The organism is Rossellomorea marisflavi (genome assembly GCF_022170785.1).
Classification (GTDB): Bacteria; Bacillota; Bacilli; order Bacillales; family Bacillaceae_B; genus Rossellomorea; species Rossellomorea marisflavi_B.
On sequence record NZ_CP081870.1, the window covers coordinates 2,576,284 to 2,592,207 of the forward strand.

General features: G+C 47.1%; 20 protein-coding genes. 5 read left to right on the forward strand and 15 right to left on the reverse strand.

What is annotated here, in order from left to right; genetic code table 11:
- Positions 1-6: 6 nt before the first annotated feature.
- Together sleB and prsW are read right to left on the reverse strand one after the other, a co-directional pair.
- Positions 7-783 (reverse strand): spore cortex-lytic enzyme, encoded by a 777-nt coding sequence (gene sleB, locus K6T23_RS13520; protein WP_373921212.1) that lies wholly within the window; start codon positions 781-783, stop codon positions 7-9.
- A gap of 160 nt (positions 784-943) precedes the next feature.
- The gene (gene prsW / locus K6T23_RS13525; protein WP_238281381.1) at positions 944-1,639 is read right to left on the reverse strand and encodes a glutamic-type intramembrane protease PrsW; all 696 of its coding nucleotides are present in this window, start codon (positions 1,637-1,639) and stop codon (positions 944-946) included.
- An 88-nt stretch (positions 1,640-1,727) separates the two neighbouring features.
- Here prsW and K6T23_RS13530 point away from each other — a divergent pair, with 88 nt between their 5' ends.
- Positions 1,728-2,702, forward strand: coding sequence for an asparaginase (locus tag K6T23_RS13530; protein ID WP_079516311.1), 975 nt, complete (start codon positions 1,728-1,730; stop codon positions 2,700-2,702).
- 294 nt (positions 2,703-2,996) lie between these two features.
- Here K6T23_RS13530 and K6T23_RS13535 read toward each other — a convergent pair whose 3' ends face one another.
- The 7 genes from K6T23_RS13535 to K6T23_RS13565 all read right to left on the reverse strand — a co-directional run bounded on the left by K6T23_RS13535 (position 2,997) and on the right by K6T23_RS13565 (position 9,158).
- Positions 2,997-3,962: a YpdA family putative bacillithiol disulfide reductase gene (locus tag K6T23_RS13535; RefSeq protein ID WP_079516312.1), complete on the reverse strand. Its 966-nt coding sequence runs from the start codon at positions 3,960-3,962 to the stop codon at positions 2,997-2,999.
- A 166-nt stretch (positions 3,963-4,128) separates the two neighbouring features.
- Complete coding sequence (locus K6T23_RS13540; protein ID WP_238281383.1) at positions 4,129-5,394, reverse strand: Glu/Leu/Phe/Val family dehydrogenase; 1,266 nt, start codon at positions 5,392-5,394, stop codon at positions 4,129-4,131.
- A 286-nt stretch (positions 5,395-5,680) separates the two neighbouring features.
- Complete coding sequence (locus K6T23_RS13545; protein WP_079516313.1) at positions 5,681-6,262, reverse strand: adaptor protein MecA; 582 nt, start codon at positions 6,260-6,262, stop codon at positions 5,681-5,683.
- Between the two features lie 72 nt (positions 6,263-6,334).
- Positions 6,335-7,246, reverse strand: coding sequence for a MerR family transcriptional regulator (locus K6T23_RS13550; RefSeq protein ID WP_148984522.1), 912 nt, complete (start codon positions 7,244-7,246; stop codon positions 6,335-6,337).
- Between the two features lie 104 nt (positions 7,247-7,350).
- Positions 7,351-8,112, reverse strand: a complete 762-nt coding sequence (locus K6T23_RS13555; RefSeq protein WP_079516315.1) for a metallophosphoesterase — start codon at positions 8,110-8,112, stop codon at positions 7,351-7,353.
- Entirely contained in the window at positions 8,099-8,470 is a 372-nt protein-coding gene (locus K6T23_RS13560) for a hypothetical protein (RefSeq protein ID WP_238281385.1), read from the reverse strand. The genes K6T23_RS13555 and K6T23_RS13560 overlap by 14 nt, the downstream gene beginning before the upstream one ends.
- A gap of 52 nt (positions 8,471-8,522) precedes the next feature.
- On the reverse strand, positions 8,523-9,158 hold the full coding sequence (locus tag K6T23_RS13565; RefSeq protein WP_056535651.1) for a CBS domain-containing protein: 636 nt from the start codon (positions 9,156-9,158) through the stop codon (positions 8,523-8,525).
- A 148-nt stretch (positions 9,159-9,306) separates the two neighbouring features.
- On the opposite strand from K6T23_RS13565, the gene K6T23_RS13570 reads away from it, so the two are divergent.
- From K6T23_RS13570 to K6T23_RS13580, 3 genes are read left to right on the forward strand one after another with little or no spacing between them, the layout of a single operon-like run.
- Positions 9,307-9,528 (forward strand): spore coat associated protein CotJA, encoded by a 222-nt coding sequence (locus K6T23_RS13570; protein ID WP_053426709.1) that lies wholly within the window; start codon positions 9,307-9,309, stop codon positions 9,526-9,528.
- Between the two features lie 6 nt (positions 9,529-9,534).
- Positions 9,535-9,795 (forward strand): spore coat protein CotJB, encoded by a 261-nt coding sequence (locus K6T23_RS13575; RefSeq protein ID WP_053426708.1) that lies wholly within the window; start codon positions 9,535-9,537, stop codon positions 9,793-9,795.
- A gap of 24 nt (positions 9,796-9,819) precedes the next feature.
- The gene (locus K6T23_RS13580; RefSeq protein ID WP_238281387.1) at positions 9,820-10,389 is read left to right on the forward strand and encodes a manganese catalase family protein; all 570 of its coding nucleotides are present in this window, start codon (positions 9,820-9,822) and stop codon (positions 10,387-10,389) included.
- A 1-nt stretch (position 10,390) separates the two neighbouring features.
- Here the strand turns inward: K6T23_RS13580 and K6T23_RS13585 are convergent, their stop codons facing one another.
- The 5 genes from K6T23_RS13585 to K6T23_RS13605 all read right to left on the reverse strand — a co-directional run bounded on the left by K6T23_RS13585 (position 10,391) and on the right by K6T23_RS13605 (position 14,672).
- Entirely contained in the window at positions 10,391-10,834 is a 444-nt protein-coding gene (locus K6T23_RS13585) for a DUF2663 family protein (RefSeq protein ID WP_053426706.1), read from the reverse strand.
- An 83-nt stretch (positions 10,835-10,917) separates the two neighbouring features.
- Positions 10,918-11,649 (reverse strand): LysM peptidoglycan-binding domain-containing protein, encoded by a 732-nt coding sequence (locus K6T23_RS13590; RefSeq protein ID WP_079516318.1) that lies wholly within the window; start codon positions 11,647-11,649, stop codon positions 10,918-10,920.
- A 13-nt stretch (positions 11,650-11,662) separates the two neighbouring features.
- Positions 11,663-12,241 (reverse strand): CPBP family intramembrane glutamic endopeptidase, encoded by a 579-nt coding sequence (locus tag K6T23_RS13595; protein WP_238281389.1) that lies wholly within the window; start codon positions 12,239-12,241, stop codon positions 11,663-11,665.
- On the reverse strand, positions 12,241-13,704 hold the full coding sequence (locus K6T23_RS13600) for a RecQ family ATP-dependent DNA helicase (protein ID WP_238281391.1): 1,464 nt from the start codon (positions 13,702-13,704) through the stop codon (positions 12,241-12,243). The genes K6T23_RS13595 and K6T23_RS13600 overlap by 1 nt, the downstream gene beginning before the upstream one ends.
- On the reverse strand, positions 13,701-14,672 hold the full coding sequence (locus tag K6T23_RS13605; protein ID WP_238281392.1) for a YpbB family protein: 972 nt from the start codon (positions 14,670-14,672) through the stop codon (positions 13,701-13,703). The genes K6T23_RS13600 and K6T23_RS13605 overlap by 4 nt, the downstream gene beginning before the upstream one ends.
- 306 nt (positions 14,673-14,978) lie before the next feature.
- Here K6T23_RS13605 and K6T23_RS13610 point away from each other — a divergent pair, with 306 nt between their 5' ends.
- On the forward strand, positions 14,979-15,227 hold the full coding sequence (locus K6T23_RS13610; RefSeq protein WP_048005917.1) for a ferredoxin: 249 nt from the start codon (positions 14,979-14,981) through the stop codon (positions 15,225-15,227).
- 83 nt (positions 15,228-15,310) lie between these two features.
- On the opposite strand, the gene K6T23_RS13615 is transcribed toward K6T23_RS13610, so the two are convergent.
- Entirely contained in the window at positions 15,311-15,880 is a 570-nt protein-coding gene (locus K6T23_RS13615) for an ECF transporter S component (protein WP_238281394.1), read from the reverse strand.
- Positions 15,881-15,924: the final 44 nt, after the last annotated feature.

The following is a 15,924-nucleotide window of genomic DNA, read 5'->3' on the forward strand; positions in this document are numbered from 1 at the left end:
CACCCCTTAATTACAGAATATATGCTTCCCGATTTTCTTGATCTGTGGTCTGGTCCAAATCCATTTACTTGTGGCCGTCTCCGGATTGAAATAGTAGAGAGCACTCGACGACGGATCCCATCCATTTATGGCATCCATGACTGCTTCCTTGGCCCTCTCATTCGGCGTGAGCCAGATCTGACCATCCGCCACGGCTGTGAATGCACCTGGTTCGAATATGACTCCTGCTGCCGTATTAGGAAACGAAGGGCTGTCGATCCGATTTAATATAACGGCAGCCACAGCCACCTGACCTTCATACGGTTCTCCCCTGGCCTCACCGTAGACAGCGTTGGCCATGAGTTGGATATCATTCTGGGAATAGCCGCTCGGTGCATTGACGGCCGACGGTTTTGCCCCGGATGATCCTTTATTGGCGTCCGCTTTCCCGGTGCTCTGCTTGCTTTGGTCGGTGCCCCCATAGTAGGTGAACTTGTTTCCTTTATTGATCTGATCGTGCACATACTGTTTATCGAACTTAGAAGCTTTGGCTAACTTGTCTTTCGTCGTTTTGCCTGCGAGACCATCAATGGGCAGTCCGTATTCGTATTGAAAATTACGCAGGGCCCAATAGGTTCCCCACCCGAATACCCCATCAATCTTACCGTTATAGAACCCTATATATTGAAGTCTCGCCTGAAGCTCGATGACATCATCGCCGGTGGCCCCCTGCTGGATGACTTGCCCTGTGAACGCATCTGTTTCCGATGCTTCGGACGATATCATAACAAGGATGCAGATCATTACTGCAGCGCCAACTTTCCAAATTCTCTTCATCATGCGTAACCTCCATATTCTCATTTCACATTTTCAGTAGTTTTTGTAGAGGCACCCATTTTATGCAAAGCTCTTTGCTCAAATATGCGGTCAACCAGCACAGATCTGAATGAAATAAAAAAAACACTCAGCCTGAGTGTCTTACGGGATCCTTGATCATCTTTGATTTATAGTGGTGTTCTGATAGCCTGTGAGCTTGTTTTACCTTTTTCAATCCGAGCCACCAAAGGAAGAACATGAAGGGAATCATAAAATACACCCAGTTTTTTTCTGAAAGGAAGATATAATTGTAGGTACCATGCAGGATGATGGGCAGGGAGATCGACATGATCATCCACTTCACCTTCCCTTCTTCCGGGGAGAACTTTGCTTTTCCAAGGTAAAACCCCATCAGGACACCGAATAATGCATGACTTGATACAGGAAGGAGTGCACGTCCGAATGCGTACTCCACTCCGTTCGCTACGAGGTAAAGGATATTTTCCACTGTCGCAAATCCTAGGGAAACACTTGCTCCGTAAATGATACCGTCATAAGGTTCGTCGAAATGTACATGCTGATAAATGACGAAGATGAGGATGAACCATTTAAAAAACTCCTCGAGGAATCCTGAGGAAAGATAGGCGGTGGAGAAGTTCGAAGTAACAAACCCTTCGACATCCAGTACGTATTGGAGGAACATGATTGGAAAGGTGATGATCACACCAAATAAAAAGGCCTTGAACACCAGCGCCACAGGTTCTGCATCGTATTCATCACGTAGGTAAAAATAACTCAGCAGCGCCAAGCCAGGTGCTATGCCTGCTGATAAGATCACCAGCATAAAAAGTCCTCTTTTCTTTCCGTTTCCTTCATCGTATCATGTTAAACTAGGAATGAAAATAGTATCTTATCGACTGGAGGAGAAATCCATGAAAAAGAAAATCATCGTCATCCACACCGGGGGAACCATCTCCATGATGGAGGATGCAGAGACCGGTGCCGTAAGTCCAGGCAAGGAGAATCCTCTTTCTGTCCAGACATCTATCGTATCCGACCTTGCCGATCTTCACGTGATCGAGGCATTCCATCTTCCTTCTCCCCATATCACACCAGTACATATGGAAAAGATCAAGAGGCTGATCGAGGATTCATATAAAGAAGAGCCCTTCCATGGGGTGGTCATCACGCATGGAACGGATACGTTGGAAGAAACGGCCTACTTCCTGGATCTCACACTATCACTGCCGATTGCAGTCGTTGTGACAGGTGCCATGCGGTCAAGCAATGAAATCGGAGCGGACGGTCTCTACAACCTCATATCATCGGTTCGCGTCGCGGCTGATGATAAGTCCATCTCCAAAGGGGTCCTTGTCGTTTTGAATGACGAGATCCACTCTGCCAAAAACGTGACCAAAACCCACACAAGCAATGTATCGACCTTCCAGAGTCCTCAATACGGACCGATCGGGATTGTCACCAAGCAGGGCATCCTATATCATCACCAGCCCACTTCAAATGAGCATTATCATGTATGTGACGTCTCCAAAAAGGTGACATTGATCAAAGCTTACGCAGGAATGGATTCCGATCTGCTGAAAGCGATCAAGGATCTAAGCTACGAAGGAGTCGTCATTGAGGCACTCGGACAAGGTAATCTTCCACCTGGCGCACTCGAAGGAATTGATGATCTTATTGCCGCCAACATACCGGTGGTGCTTGTATCCAGATGCTTTAACGGAATTGCTCAGGATGTGTACGGTTACGCAGGCGGAGGCAAGGAACTTAAGGAAAAAGGGGTCATATTCTCAAACGGCCTCAACGGACAGAAAGCTCGGATCAAGCTAATGGTCGCCCTATCCCAGACAAGCGATATGAATGAGCTTGAATTGATTTTCAAACAATAAAAAAGGCTCGGACAACTTGTTTTAGTTATAGTAAAACCCGAATTCATTTGCCTGATATCAGGAGTATGAATTCGGGTTTTTAATTTGCTTAATGAACATGACTATTCCAGCAATTCCAGCAGTCGATCGGAGTACAAGACAAAATCTCCTGCGGTGCCGGGAGACCCCAGGCGGAGGATCAGGGGCTACTCATTGAAAGTGAGGTCTTGCACGGAAATCATGAGCGGAATAAGGAATTTATACGGACAGTGTTCGTCACTCCATGGTCCCTGTTTAATTTTGTCCCGACTTTTTCTATCTTTCCTTCCTTGCGATATCCTCTGCGATCAGTCCTCCATGATGCCTGCCGTTTTCAATGAAGATTTCATTGGCATTATTACCGGCCGCGATGACACCTGCAATATAGATGTTGTCAACATTCGTTTCCATCGTCTCTTCGTTGATCAAAGGCCTTCCGGATTCAGGATCAAGCTCAATCCCCATCTTGGTAAGAAAACTGTGATCAGGGTGATAGCCCGTCATGGCAAATACATAGTCATTTGTAACCGAGAAGGTTTTCCCATCCTTGCTGTAGGTGACTGTTTCATCCGTGATTTCTTCCACGCATGCATCGAATTCCATCTTGATTTCACCGTTTCGTACAAGGGCATCAAAATTAGGAAGGATCCACGGTTTCACACTCTTCGAGTACTCACTGCCCCTATAGATGACCGTGACCCTTGCTCCTGCCTTATTCAGTTCAAGTGCGGCATCGACAGCCGAATTTTTCCCGCCGATCACCACCACATCCGTGTCAAAGAAGGGATGGGCCTCCTTGAAGTAATGGTACACTTTATCCAATTCTTCTCCAGGTATCCCCATATAATTGGGGTGATCATAATAACCCGTGGCAATGATGATATAGTTACACTCATATTGATCTTTTGTGGTAGAGACAACGAAGGTGTCCCCCGTTTTCTCCACCTTCTCCACTGTCTCAAAGCGATTGATCCTCAGATCCTTCCTCTTCGCCACCTCACGATAATAAACAAGCGCCTGATTCCTGCGCGGTTTATGCTCTTCAATGACAAACGGAACGTCCCCGATCTCGAGCTTCTCGCTGGAGGAGAAGAATGTCTGATGTGTCGGGTAATGATAGATGGCGTTCACGATATTTCCCTTTTCAATGATTAAAGGATTCAATCCTTGTTCTCTCAATCGGATGGAAGCCGATAAACCGCACGGCCCCCCACCGACGATGATGCAATCTTCTTTTTTCAACTGTGACACTCCTTCAAATACAATGGATCTTTTTCTGGTTTGGTCTTACACATATTATGTAATACTTTTAAAAGGAGGTCAAAGAATCATGACCCTCAACTCTTCCCTTCCCCCTCCCCACCCAATCGAAAAAGGCCGCCCTTATCGGACGACCTCATTGAATTTCTTAAATCCAGCCCCTGAACCGACACGCTTCCGCCATTTTACGGACGCCGACCATGTAGGCAGCGAGCCTCATGTCGACGCGCCTCGTTTGGGCGGTATCGTAGACATTCTGGAACGAATTCACAAGGATTTTCTCTAACTTCTCTTCTACTTCTTCTTCCGTCCAGTAGTAGCCTTGATTGTTTTGAACCCACTCGAAATACGAGACTGTCACTCCGCCTGACGATGCCAGGACATCCGGCACAAGGAGGATGCCGCGTTCCGTCAGGATCTTCGTGGCTTCAAGGGTCGTTGGTCCATTGGCAGCTTCCACCACGATCCCTGCCCTGATATTATGGGCATTCTCTTCTGTTATCTGATTTTCAATGGCAGCGGGGACGAGAATATCGCAATCGAGCTCTAAGAGCTCTTCATTTGAGATCGTGTCGTTGAAAAGCTTGGTGACGGTCCCGAAACTGTCCCTCCTGTCGAGCAGATAGTCGATATCAAGACCGTTCTCATCGTGTAATCCACCATATGCATCAGAGATGCCAATGATCTTCGCTCCTGCATCATGCATGAATTTAGCCAGGAAGCTCCCTGCGTTCCCGAAGCCCTGGACCACTACACGCGCCCCTTTCAAGTCAATTCCTTTTTTCTTGGCTGCTTCACGTATGCAGATCGTCACCCCTTTGGCAGTCGCCGTCTCCCTACCATGGGAGCCCCCCAGCACCAATGGTTTTCCCGTAATGAACCCTGGGGAATTATATTCATCGATGCGGCTGTACTCATCCATCATCCAAGCCATTATTTGTGAGTTTGTAAACACATCAGGAGCCGGTATGTCTTTTGAGGGACCGACGATTTGGCTGATGGCCCTGACGTATCCCCTGCTCAGACGCTCCAGTTCACGGAAGCTCATATCCCTTGGATCACAGATGATACCACCTTTTCCTCCACCGTAAGGCAGATCTACGATGCCACATTTCAGGCTCATCCAGATTGAAAGGGCTTTTACTTCCTTCTCCGTGACGTTCGGATGGAAACGGATACCTCCCTTGGTCGGCCCGACCGCATCATTGTGTTGCGCCCGATATCCTGTGAACACCTTCACTTTCCCGTCGTCCATCCGCACCGGAATCTTCACCGTCAACATACGGAGAGGTTCTTTAAGTAATTCGAATACTTCCTCGGGATACCCCAATTTATCCAATGCAAGATGAATAACCGTTTGCGTTGATTTCAATACATCATGCTGATGACTTTCTTTCCCCTTATCGGCTACCATTTTTATACTAAACCTCCCAGTATTCTACACTGTGATAAGACGTGTCGTCCGCTTTCATAGCATAGTATACACGTTTGATCCTCCTGTGCAAAGGCAGAAATGCAAAAAACGGACAAAAACTGTAATCGCTTTCATTTTAATTTTTAACATTTCAAATTTTATCATTATCTCCCTTTCGTTTTGGCGACGTGACTGGTGCCACCCGCTTCTTACCGCATAGAACAAGCAAAAAAATCACCTTCATACGAAAGTGACCTGAACGTGCATCTATAGGGAGTTTGGGGCATCAAAAGAAACGAAGAAGCTCTCGGTCTGCATCTCTTTCAATGAGCATCCGTCCGTATTCCAATAGAACATGCTTGGTCATGGACGATATCTCACCATATTCCTGTAAAATCGCTTCCAACAATGACCGTTCCTCCGGAGAAAGATCATCGATGAACAGATAGTAGCGGCCTTCATGAAAATACAAGCCTGTATTTCCATTGGACTGCTGCCACCAGTGGACGTCTGAAATCCGCTTGACTGCCGAGATGATATCCTCGATATCTTCCATGAAAACAAGGAGATGCCTCTCTCCAGCAGGAGCTTCCTCATGGATATCTTCCCAATCCGAATAATCCTCATCTGCTTCGAGGGTGAGGATCATGCAGACTTCTCTTTCATCGAAGGATTCAATTTCAACCGTGATTTCCATCTGGGCTTCGATCCCGAACTTCCATTGGACCTCTTCGAGCATATCTTCGAACAAATCATGCCACATATATGAGTTTTTCCATTCTTCTTGTTCGAACAACCCTTTTTGCTCAAGTTCTTCGACTGTAATGGAAAATTTTATTTTATTTTCGGATATTCGCTCAAGCTTCATCCTTTGTACCCCCTAAGTGTATGACGGTTTAACACATACTATGTTCAGGGGGTAAATCAGTGCATGGTACCTCTACAATTTGCTCTTCAGCCATGCTTCCCAATCGTTCTTCTGCTGACCGACGATATGGTCAGCGAATTCCGCTTTCTTATTACGCGAGAGATGGTCGATGGCGAACCCTCCCATTCCGATTTCAAGGCCAGGACGATCCTTGGTCAGGGACTCTACCAATTCCAGTAGAGCATCAACATTCTCCCTCATCGTGCAAGAGAAAAAGAGGAACTTGGGCTGCACTTCATCCAATACTACTTCAATGTCATTCTCCTTGATGCTTGACCCAAGATAAATCACTTCGAACCCTTTCCTTCTCACATACAATGTGAAGATGAGGAGGCCAAGCTCATGCCACTCACCTGGTCCACATACGGCCACGACCTTAGGCAGGATGCCGTTGTGGGGGAAGGAGTGCATGATGATCCCGATCCTCGACCTGAGGATCGAGGTGGCGAAATGTTCGTGCGCCGTCGTGATTTCTCCGTTCTCCCACATGTCACCGATTCTGACAAGCAGGCTACCGAGAATATCGATGACGACCTTGTCGATCGTATAGATTGAAAAAGATTGATTGATCAATTCATGAGCCTTCGTTTCGTCAAAGCTCAGTAATGCTTTTAATAGATCATCCGATATGCTTTCCGTCCTGTCCTTCTGTACAGGTGGTGACAGTTCCTGATCCTCAAGCTCACTCTTGTCCAGAAGCGACACGGCCTGGCTGATCGTAAATCCCTGGTCCACCTTTTGTACAAGCCAGCGCAGGATGCTTACATGCTGTTCAGTATAGAGGCGATGCCCCGATTCATTCCTGATGGGCGCGATGATCTGGTAGCGTCTTTCCCAGGCACGAAGAGTACCGGGTTGTACGCCTAAGATGGTTGATACCGCTTTTATATTATACTTGCCTTCTTGTTTTTTATCATTGCTCATATTAAATCCCCCATGTCCACTCTTCTCACTAGAAGTATAATCCAGAAATTCCGTTGTGTAAAATTTGTATAGGCTATGAATAACCTCTGTGTATAAGTGGGGGACTACTCCTTACCTGAACCGTGCCCGATTGTGATGATGTGGGTCTCAGCTTTAGCGCCGAGCCTCAGGGGAAGCAGAGACGTACCATATCCTGCACTCGTCACCCTTGTGACTGCCTGCAGCCGGTCGACCCCGGACTTCGGATAAAGGCCCCATCCGAACAGCCTTATTTGTCCCCCATGGGTGTGGCCGCTGAGCATCAGATCGACCCCGTCCGATGCTGTAAGCTCTGCACTCAATGAAGGATCATGGCTCAGCAGGATCTGGCATGCATCGGGGTCGGTTCCTCTCATGGCATGGGGGAGGTCAGCCTTTTCAAGTGTTCCGTCATCTACCCCGATGAAGGTCACTGCACCGTATTCTGCGGTATCATTCACGATCTCCCGGACACCCTTTTTTTGAAATAGAGCCTTCAGCCGGTCCGGGTCCACTTCGTAATCATTATTCCCCCACACAAAAAAAATCGGTCCAATGGAAGATAATGCATCAAGATTCTCCTCCACCCTGGACAGGGGGACCCCTCCCTCGGTCAGGTCTCCAACGATGACGACTACGTCCGCTTTATCCTCCACTGCATGTATAATGTTTTCAGAAATCCTTCGTTTATGTATATCGGACAGGAAGAATATCTTCATAGGAGGAGCATCTACCGGGTATGAAGGGAATCGAAACGTGAGTTCCCTCACCCGATCGGCGAACGCCTCCTTCACCATGTACACTATGAGGGAAACCCCAACGATTAAAAGAATACTAATGATCCACATGACGTCCGCCCTCTCGTTTCAAATCTAAAGATATCATACCATACACGCATGAAATGGATATGAATATACAAGCATGCACCCAACCAACCCACGTTAATGCGAGGATGGACAGTAAATGGGTGAACATGAGAATATATCTCGGCTTCCTGTCCCTAAGGGCTTGAATTTCCACCTTGATTACCTTCCCTTGAAGAATGAACCCCGCAATAAAGAATGCAGAAGCCACGAAGAAGCCGCCCGGACTGAGGACGGCGCCCACGATGAGGTCCGAGATTGACTCACCTTTATGAACAGGGAACAGACGGATGAAAACACCTCCGAACAGGATCGATAGTACCAGTAACCGGATTTCACGCATAAAAAAAACCTCCCATACATCAACGTATGAGAGGGGATGAATTTCATTCACATCATTCATCTTCGTGTATATCCAGGATCCTGAAGCCCGACTTCTCCAACTTGGAAATGAATTTGTTCATATTATCCTTTTTCTCGAGTTTTAGAACGATCCTCCGCAGGAGTTTATCCGTTTCATCGAACGTGACCAATGAGATGACAGACTCGGAATGTTGTTGGATGATATCCCCCAGACGGGCGATTCTTCCCTCGGTCTCCACTGAGGAGAAAGCGATCCTTATTCCCTTCGTATTCATGCCGAAAGCACTTTTGAAGTGATCCAGTACATCGAATCGTGTAATCAGACCGAGGAATTCCCTATCTTCACCAGCCACAGGAAGGATCGGAGCATCCTGAAGCAGGACCAACGCACTCTCGAACACTTCCTTCTCCGTCACGTAAGTGCCTTGTTCCGATGCCACTTCACCTGCTTTCACTTCATTGAGGAACACGTCTTTTTCCATCCCCGACTCAAAATAATGCCGATAGATGGAGAAACGGCTGATCGTTCCCGCGTATTTTCCATTCGACAGTACGGGTACACCATCGATTTTATGATGTTCAAGGACATCCAGTACTTTTTTCAAGGATTCGTCTACACTTACGACATAACACTTATGCTTGGGAATCATCACGCTTTTGACAAACATGGCTGTACCACCTCTATATTATTTTTGTATAGTATATAATTCAACGTCGACAGGGCCCATCCCTTCTATCCACGGCATTTATTTTCCTCATGTTTTCTCCCCAGTTTCATATGCTTCTATGAAGGATCCTGATGAAGGAGGCGTAGGAATGAGCAGTTTTTATAAAACCTATGAACCATATGTCAGCCCGTTTGACCCATGTCCCCCCATCACCATGAAGGTGTACTCCACTCCCCCTCAGCTTTATATGGGATTTCAACCACCAGGCTTGGAGCAATTCACTCCCCGCGAAGCATTGCGAACCGGAACCTTGTGGAAAGCATTCTATGATCCATACTACAGTCCTTATGAAAAGATGAAAGGAGACTAATCTTATATGACGCAGCTCCCCCAAGAGTACTATGACATTCTTGAAGAGCTTCAGACCGTCGACTTTGTCATTGTCGAACTGACCCTTTATCTCGATACCCATCCGACAGATCAGGAAGCGATTTCCCAGTTCAATATGTATGTAAAAACGCGTAAATCCATCAAGAAAACCTTTGAAAAGAAGTTCGGACCCCTCACGAGTTTCGGAAGCAGCTACTCGGATTATCCGTGGAAATGGAAAGAGGCCCCGTGGCCATGGCAAGTATAACGAATCCAAGGAGGAGATCCGTTTATGTGGGTATATGAAAAGAAGCTCCAGTACCCGGTCAGGGTAAGCACATGCAATCCGAAGCTTGCAAAGTTGTTGATCGAACAATACGGCGGAGCTGACGGTGAACTCGCCGCAGCACTCAGGTATCTGAATCAGCGGTACACCATCCCCGACAAGGTGATCGGGCTCCTCACCGATATCGGAACCGAAGAGTTCGCCCATCTGGAGATGATTGCAACGATGGTGTATAAACTTATCAAGGACGCCACCCCCGGGGATATGAAAGCGGCGGGGCTTGATGCACACTATGTCGATCACGATGGTGCAATCTTTTATCATAATGCAGCCGGAGTGCCTTTCACGGCGTCCTATATTGCCGCGAAAGGAGATCCGATTGCTGATTTATATGAAGATATTGCAGCGGAAGAAAAAGCTCGGGCGACCTATCAGTGGATCATCAATATGAGTGATGATCCCGATTTGAATGACGGCCTACGATTCCTCAGGGAAAGGGAAATCATCCATTCTCAGCGATTCCGGGAAGCCGTTGAAATCCTCAAAGAAGAACGGGACCGGAAAATTTTCTTTTAGTCTATTTCGCTTCATGGAACAGGTTGATGTCATATTGTTTTTTCATTGTTTCAAACACGATGTGCCGGTTCTTCCAGGCTTCTTCTTTCCAAAGATCCTTGCTGCGATCGATGATCTCGCATCGCAGGGCATGAAATTCTTTTTCCGCTTTTTCTTTACGCTGGTGAAAGATTTTGGTGGCTCCTGCCATGCCTGCTACAGCAAGGAAGGCATACAAGTGCAGCGATCTGGATACAAAAGCGGAGATCATGGAGGCTGCTGAATAGGCATGAGGGCCAATTACCGTATGGGTCAGATAGTATAAGAATATGGTACAGCCCACCGCGGTCACCCAAAGGGCAAAATGATGCTGTTTCTTCAGTTGATCGAACTTCTTCTTCTTTTCAATGAGATTTGTCAACATCTGCTCCGTTGCACGGTCGGTGATGTTTTTCATTTCATCCATCCCCCTCACCCCCTCGATTCATTATATGAGCCCGTCCTATTTTTAGAAGCACGTAAAAACCCGCCTTCCACGGAGGCGGGTTCTTATTCATTCAAGGGAATCGTCAACACTTGTCCCGTATAGATTTCATTATTTTGAATGCCATTGGCTTCACTGATGATCTGTACACCGGATGGGGATTGATAATAATCCATCGCAATCCGGTAGAGCGTTTCCTGTGGCTTGACCGTATGCTGAACCACACGTCCCGCTTCTTCGCTTTTTTCTTGTTCAATCGCAGCCTGTTCCTGCTGCTTCTTTTCTTCTGCTTTTTTCGCTTCCTCTTTTTCTTTTGCCTTTTTGGCTTCTTCGCGCTCTTTCGCTTTTTTAGCTTCAGCTTTTTCCTTCGCTTTCAACGCTTCTGCCTTTTCCTTTTCTCTCTTGGCTTTCGCTTTTTCAGCTTCTTCCTTCTTCTTGGCCTGCTCTTTTTCCTTATCCTCATCAACAGCTGGGGCCGCCTCACTTGGCTCCCCTTGATCGTATTGTACCTCTTCGACTCCATTTTTACTTGAGAAGACCACGAGAGGTCCGGATTTATTGACAAAATAAGAATATAAGCTGAGGAAAATGATGGGCATCAGGAAGAAAAACACGAGCAACAGCTTGATGAGGGGATGCTGAATCGCCGTCTTTTTCTTTTTGGATTCCCTTTTCTTCCGCTGTATTTCACTTCTGCTCGGGAGTCCGTCGGATTCATGTACAGGCTCCACTTCCTGAACCCTATCAATCTTCTTTTTTGATTTGGCAGCTTGTTCACGATATGGATCTTTACTCATAGCTATCCCTTCTTTACTCTTCAGATCTCGCCTGATGGCGCATATATAAACCCAAGAGAAAATCAATGACAAAATGCATGACGATGGTGACTAGGAGATTCCCTGTCTGGTCATAGATGATTCCCATGACAAAACTCAAGGTCAACACATTGACGATAAGGAACCAATGGGCCCAGTACCTGATATGGATCACAGCAAACACAATGCTTGCCACCACCAGCCCAAAATGGAACTGAAGGATCCCCCTGAACAACAGTTCTTCACTCACCGCAATAATGAACGCCAAAACCATGATTTCGAAGAAGCCACGATCTGCGAATATCCTCTCGTTCACCCCACCATCATCATAATAGCGAGACGGAAGCAGTTTCATCATAATCAAATCCGCTGTCACTACCAGGATCCCGAAGGCTCCTCCGATCCAGAGGACATCCATATGAAAATCGAACTGTTTCAGCCATTGATCAAGATCGCCGATCAACATATAGCCTAGACCGATGGAAACGGCTATGAGGAGGCATTGAGTGAACATGAGATGGAATGTCACCTGTTTTTTGGATAAACCTTTAAGGATATCTCCTTGCTTTTGCATTATACCACTGATCCTAACAGTATTTTTTTGAGCTGGTCCGCCCAATTTTCATGGGACGGATAAGAATGAACGCCCTCGCCATGGAACTCACCAAGATCTGACCCGCACCGGTCACAGCACCGTTCCGGTCGATCCTTTAGCTCCTCACCAAAATAGTCAAGGAGCACTTGACGCCTGCATGACGCCGTGTGGAGCCATCCCATGACCGAATCGAGATTCCTGCGCTTATAGGCAATGCGCGCATCCCTGATCCGCTTGATTTCTTCTACCATTCTATCAGAACGATAGCGTGCAAACGACTGAATATAATATTCAAGGAATCTGGACTGCACATCTGAAAGCTGCAGGGCAGCGACGATGTCGGACCATTCCATGGAGGGGGATGCTGCTATCGCGCCTTCGATCTGCGCATCATCCGGTAGCTCGCTATGCATGAATTGAAGGGGGATGGACGCATCTTGTTCTGCATACAGGACAAGAGAGACACTTTCCCTTCCATCCCTTCCTGCACGGCCGATCTCCTGGAGATAGGATTCAATGCTTGATGGCAGATGATAATGGACGACAAAGCGTACATTTTCCTTGTTCACCCCCATACCGAAGGCTGAGGTGGCACAGATGATTTGCAGCTTATCCGATAGGAATTGCTGTTGAATCAGGATCCTTTCTTCATGGTCCATTCCACCGTGATAGTGTGCGACCCCCTCCACTCCATGCTCGCGCAGCCAGAGGGCAACATCTTCCGCTTTCCGTTTACTGGTGAAATAAATGATTCCAGGTCCCTTGAGACGCTCTACGAACGAAAGGACTTCATCCCGCTTATGCCGGTCGTCTTCCACATTCCTTACGAATAATCCAATGTTCTTCCGATCGACCGAATGGACCAACTCGGCTGCCCCCTCCATACGGAGGACCTCACGGATATCATCCCGGACTGTCCTTGTGGCAGTGGCAGTGAGGGCAAGGGTCACCGGCATCCCGAGACGTTCCCTCGCCTCCCCCAAGTCGAGGTAGTCCGGTCGGAAATCGGGGCCCCACTGGGAAATGCAGTGTGCTTCATCGACCACGAACAGCCCTACTCTGATTCTTGAAGCGGCTGTACGGAATGCCTCACTTTTCATCATCTCCGGAGAAACGAATATGAATTTGAATCGATGGATGTGGTCCAACGCCCAGGCTTTCTCCTGATAAGTAAGAAATGAATTAAGGGCGATCACACTCTTCTCCCCGTTCACCTTCATCTGTTCCACCTGATCCTGCATGAGGGATAGCAAAGGGGAAACAATAAGCACCTGGCCATCCAACAGCTGACCGGGAAGTTGATAGCAGAGCGATTTACCGGTTCCAGTGGGTAGCATGGACAACGTATCACAGCCATCAAGAATGGAAGTGATGGTTTCTTCCTGTCCTGCACGAAACGTTTCGTAGCCAAAGTGACGCTTCAGTTCTTGTTGTAGATTCACGGGGTCTCACCTGCCTTCGCAATGACTGCACGGATCTGAAAATAGGACAACTCAGGAAATCTTTCCTTTATCGGCTTAAGGCGCTTCGTCTTTAACTCTGTCAGAACGCCCAGCACCTCTTCGTACACCCCTTCATCTATGAATGACGTGACGGGAAAGTCATGGAGTGTCAATATGATCTCGATTAAATGGTCTTCAATCGTATTCACTTTCAGCTCCCGGATCCTGGCGATTTCCTCGACGGGTATCCCCTTCTGAAAAAGCTCGAGCGTTTTTTTGGTCGAAGCGGTGAGGGGTTGGATATGCTCCTTTTCCTCTATGATCGAATAGACTATCGGGTAAGCACCTGCATCCTCTTTGGCACGTGCGATGATAAAGTGGAGAAGGTTCAGGAATCTGAACCGGTACTCCTCACGGTCCACACCGAACCGGTCTGCTGATTGCCCTTCCGTTGCTCCATAGTCCCGGTATCCCGTCAGCCGCTCAACAAGGATCCCCGGATCTTCACCAGGCATTGTTTGGGCTAGCAAGGTGTACAGCTCTTCAAACAGCTTTGCTGACAAAACTTCGGTCTTCCCCTGCTTCCGTATGAACACTTTTAACCAATCTTGAACTTTCCGGTCCCTCTGCACGGGAAAGTACGATGTTTCGTTCATTCGCGCATTGGATAACACCTGTACCAGTAGGCTGAGTCTCTTCCAAAGGAGGATGGACTGATCACCATGCTTCAATCCATCCATATGGGCGGGGTACGGTTTTTTTTGAAAGTAAACCGCCAAGCCCTCTATTCCGGAATGAGTCAGCCGGGCACGATTATCGTCGTTCAGCGTGATGAATTCCTTATCCTGAAGCATAGCAATGCAACGGTCAAAGTACTCCCTTTTCAGTTTTGGAAGTGACAGGAAGAGAGCCTGCAGCCCAAAGAGATGTGCATCCTGTATGGATTGTGAAGACTTTTTCCCTTTCATGATATGGAAAACGGAATAAACAGACCGTTCTTCCCCTAGCCTTTTCAGGGAGTCCAAAATCAAATAGTGAAGATATGTCAATGCGATGACTCCTTAACGTGTAGGTTATTGTCAAATATTGTACCACGAAAACACCCTCAACCGAGGTTTTGTTTTGACGGAAACGGATAAAAATATGAAAAAGAGTACCTAACTATTGAAAAGTTACCCATTCCTCTATAAAATGATGATTAGTAATTGATTTTCACCATTAAACAACGTGTATAATGATGAATTATATAGAATTATCTTCGGGAGGTTTTTTCTTTGCCAAAGTATACGATCGTGGACAAAGATACATGTATCGCTTGTGGAGCTTGCGGTGCAGCAGCACCAGATATTTATGATTATGATGATGAAGGTATTGCATTCGTCACACTGGACGATAACCAGGGGACTGTTGAAGTTCCTGACGTCCTTGAAGACGATATGGTCGATGCATTCGAAGGTTGCCCTACCGATTCCATCAAGGTAGCTGACGAACCATTCGACGGCGATGCGTTGAAATTCGAATAGGATGTAAAAAAGACGGCGATTGTTCGCCGTCTTTTTTATGTTGTTTGAATAGAAATGAGCCTCCAGGGGAGGCTCATTTTCAATTAGGCCATGCGTCGATTTCCGAATTGCTTCGTCAGCCACTTTTGGATCCTGATGAACAGCAGTGTGAACACAGCCGCTACCAGGATTCCCTTAAGGATATTAAATGGAACGATACCGGTCACGATGATTTCTGCCGGCAGTTCGAAATTCATAAAGTATTTATAGGCTGGAAGGAAGATGAAATAGTTCATGATCCCCATGCCGATGCTCATGACCAGCGTACCGGTTACAAGCCCGGTAAGTAGGCCTTTTTTCGTTTGGAAACGTGAATAGATAAGGTGAACGGGCAAGATCAGGAGGATCCCAGCAGCAAAGTTTGCCACATGTCCTACCGGTACACCTGTTTCAGAACCGGTCAATACATAATCAATCACATTCTTGAACAGTTCCACCAGGATTCCTGCGCCTGGTCCCAGAGCGACCGTTGCCATCAAGGCCGGTACATCACTGAAGTCGATCTGCAGAAACGCCGGAAAAGGCGGGATAGGGAAGTTTAAAAGCATCAATACATACGAAATGGCACTCAGCATACCAACTGTGACGAATGTGCGTGTCGTCATTTTTTTCATAGCACTCTCTCCTTTTGGAGATTCATCTCAATCGAAGATGGTCA

Bases quoted from the DNA above. Each gene is read 5' to 3' on its own strand.
- sleB (WP_373921212.1), bottom strand. From the start codon at position 783: ATGATCTGCATCCTTGTTATGATATCGTCCGAAGCATCGGAAACAGAT.
- prsW (WP_238281381.1), bottom strand. From the start codon at position 1,639: ATGCTGGTGATCTTATCAGCAGGCATAGCACCTGGCTTGGCGCTGCTG.
- K6T23_RS13530 (WP_079516311.1), top strand. From the start codon at position 1,728: ATGAAAAAGAAAATCATCGTCATCCACACCGGGGGAACCATCTCCATG.
- K6T23_RS13540 (WP_238281383.1), bottom strand. From the start codon at position 5,394: ATGGTAGCCGATAAGGGGAAAGAAAGTCATCAGCATGATGTATTGAAA.
- K6T23_RS13545 (WP_079516313.1), bottom strand. From the start codon at position 6,262: ATGAAGCTTGAGCGAATATCCGAAAATAAAATAAAATTTTCCATTACA.
- K6T23_RS13550 (WP_148984522.1), bottom strand. From the start codon at position 7,246: ATGAGCAATGATAAAAAACAAGAAGGCAAGTATAATATAAAAGCGGTA.
- K6T23_RS13555 (WP_079516315.1), bottom strand. From the start codon at position 8,112: ATGTGGATCATTAGTATTCTTTTAATCGTTGGGGTTTCCCTCATAGTG.
- K6T23_RS13560 (WP_238281385.1), bottom strand. From the start codon at position 8,470: ATGCGTGAAATCCGGTTACTGGTACTATCGATCCTGTTCGGAGGTGTT.
- K6T23_RS13565 (WP_056535651.1), bottom strand. From the start codon at position 9,158: ATGTTTGTCAAAAGCGTGATGATTCCCAAGCATAAGTGTTATGTCGTA.
- K6T23_RS13570 (WP_053426709.1), top strand. From the start codon at position 9,307: ATGAGCAGTTTTTATAAAACCTATGAACCATATGTCAGCCCGTTTGAC.
- K6T23_RS13575 (WP_053426708.1), top strand. From the start codon at position 9,535: ATGACGCAGCTCCCCCAAGAGTACTATGACATTCTTGAAGAGCTTCAG.
- K6T23_RS13580 (WP_238281387.1), top strand. From the start codon at position 9,820: ATGTGGGTATATGAAAAGAAGCTCCAGTACCCGGTCAGGGTAAGCACA.
- K6T23_RS13585 (WP_053426706.1), bottom strand. From the start codon at position 10,834: ATGGATGAAATGAAAAACATCACCGACCGTGCAACGGAGCAGATGTTG.
- K6T23_RS13590 (WP_079516318.1), bottom strand. From the start codon at position 11,649: ATGAGTAAAGATCCATATCGTGAACAAGCTGCCAAATCAAAAAAGAAG.
- K6T23_RS13595 (WP_238281389.1), bottom strand. From the start codon at position 12,241: ATGCAAAAGCAAGGAGATATCCTTAAAGGTTTATCCAAAAAACAGGTG.
- K6T23_RS13605 (WP_238281392.1), bottom strand. From the start codon at position 14,672: ATGAAAGGGAAAAAGTCTTCACAATCCATACAGGATGCACATCTCTTT.
- K6T23_RS13615 (WP_238281394.1), bottom strand. From the start codon at position 15,880: ATGAAAAAAATGACGACACGCACATTCGTCACAGTTGGTATGCTGAGT.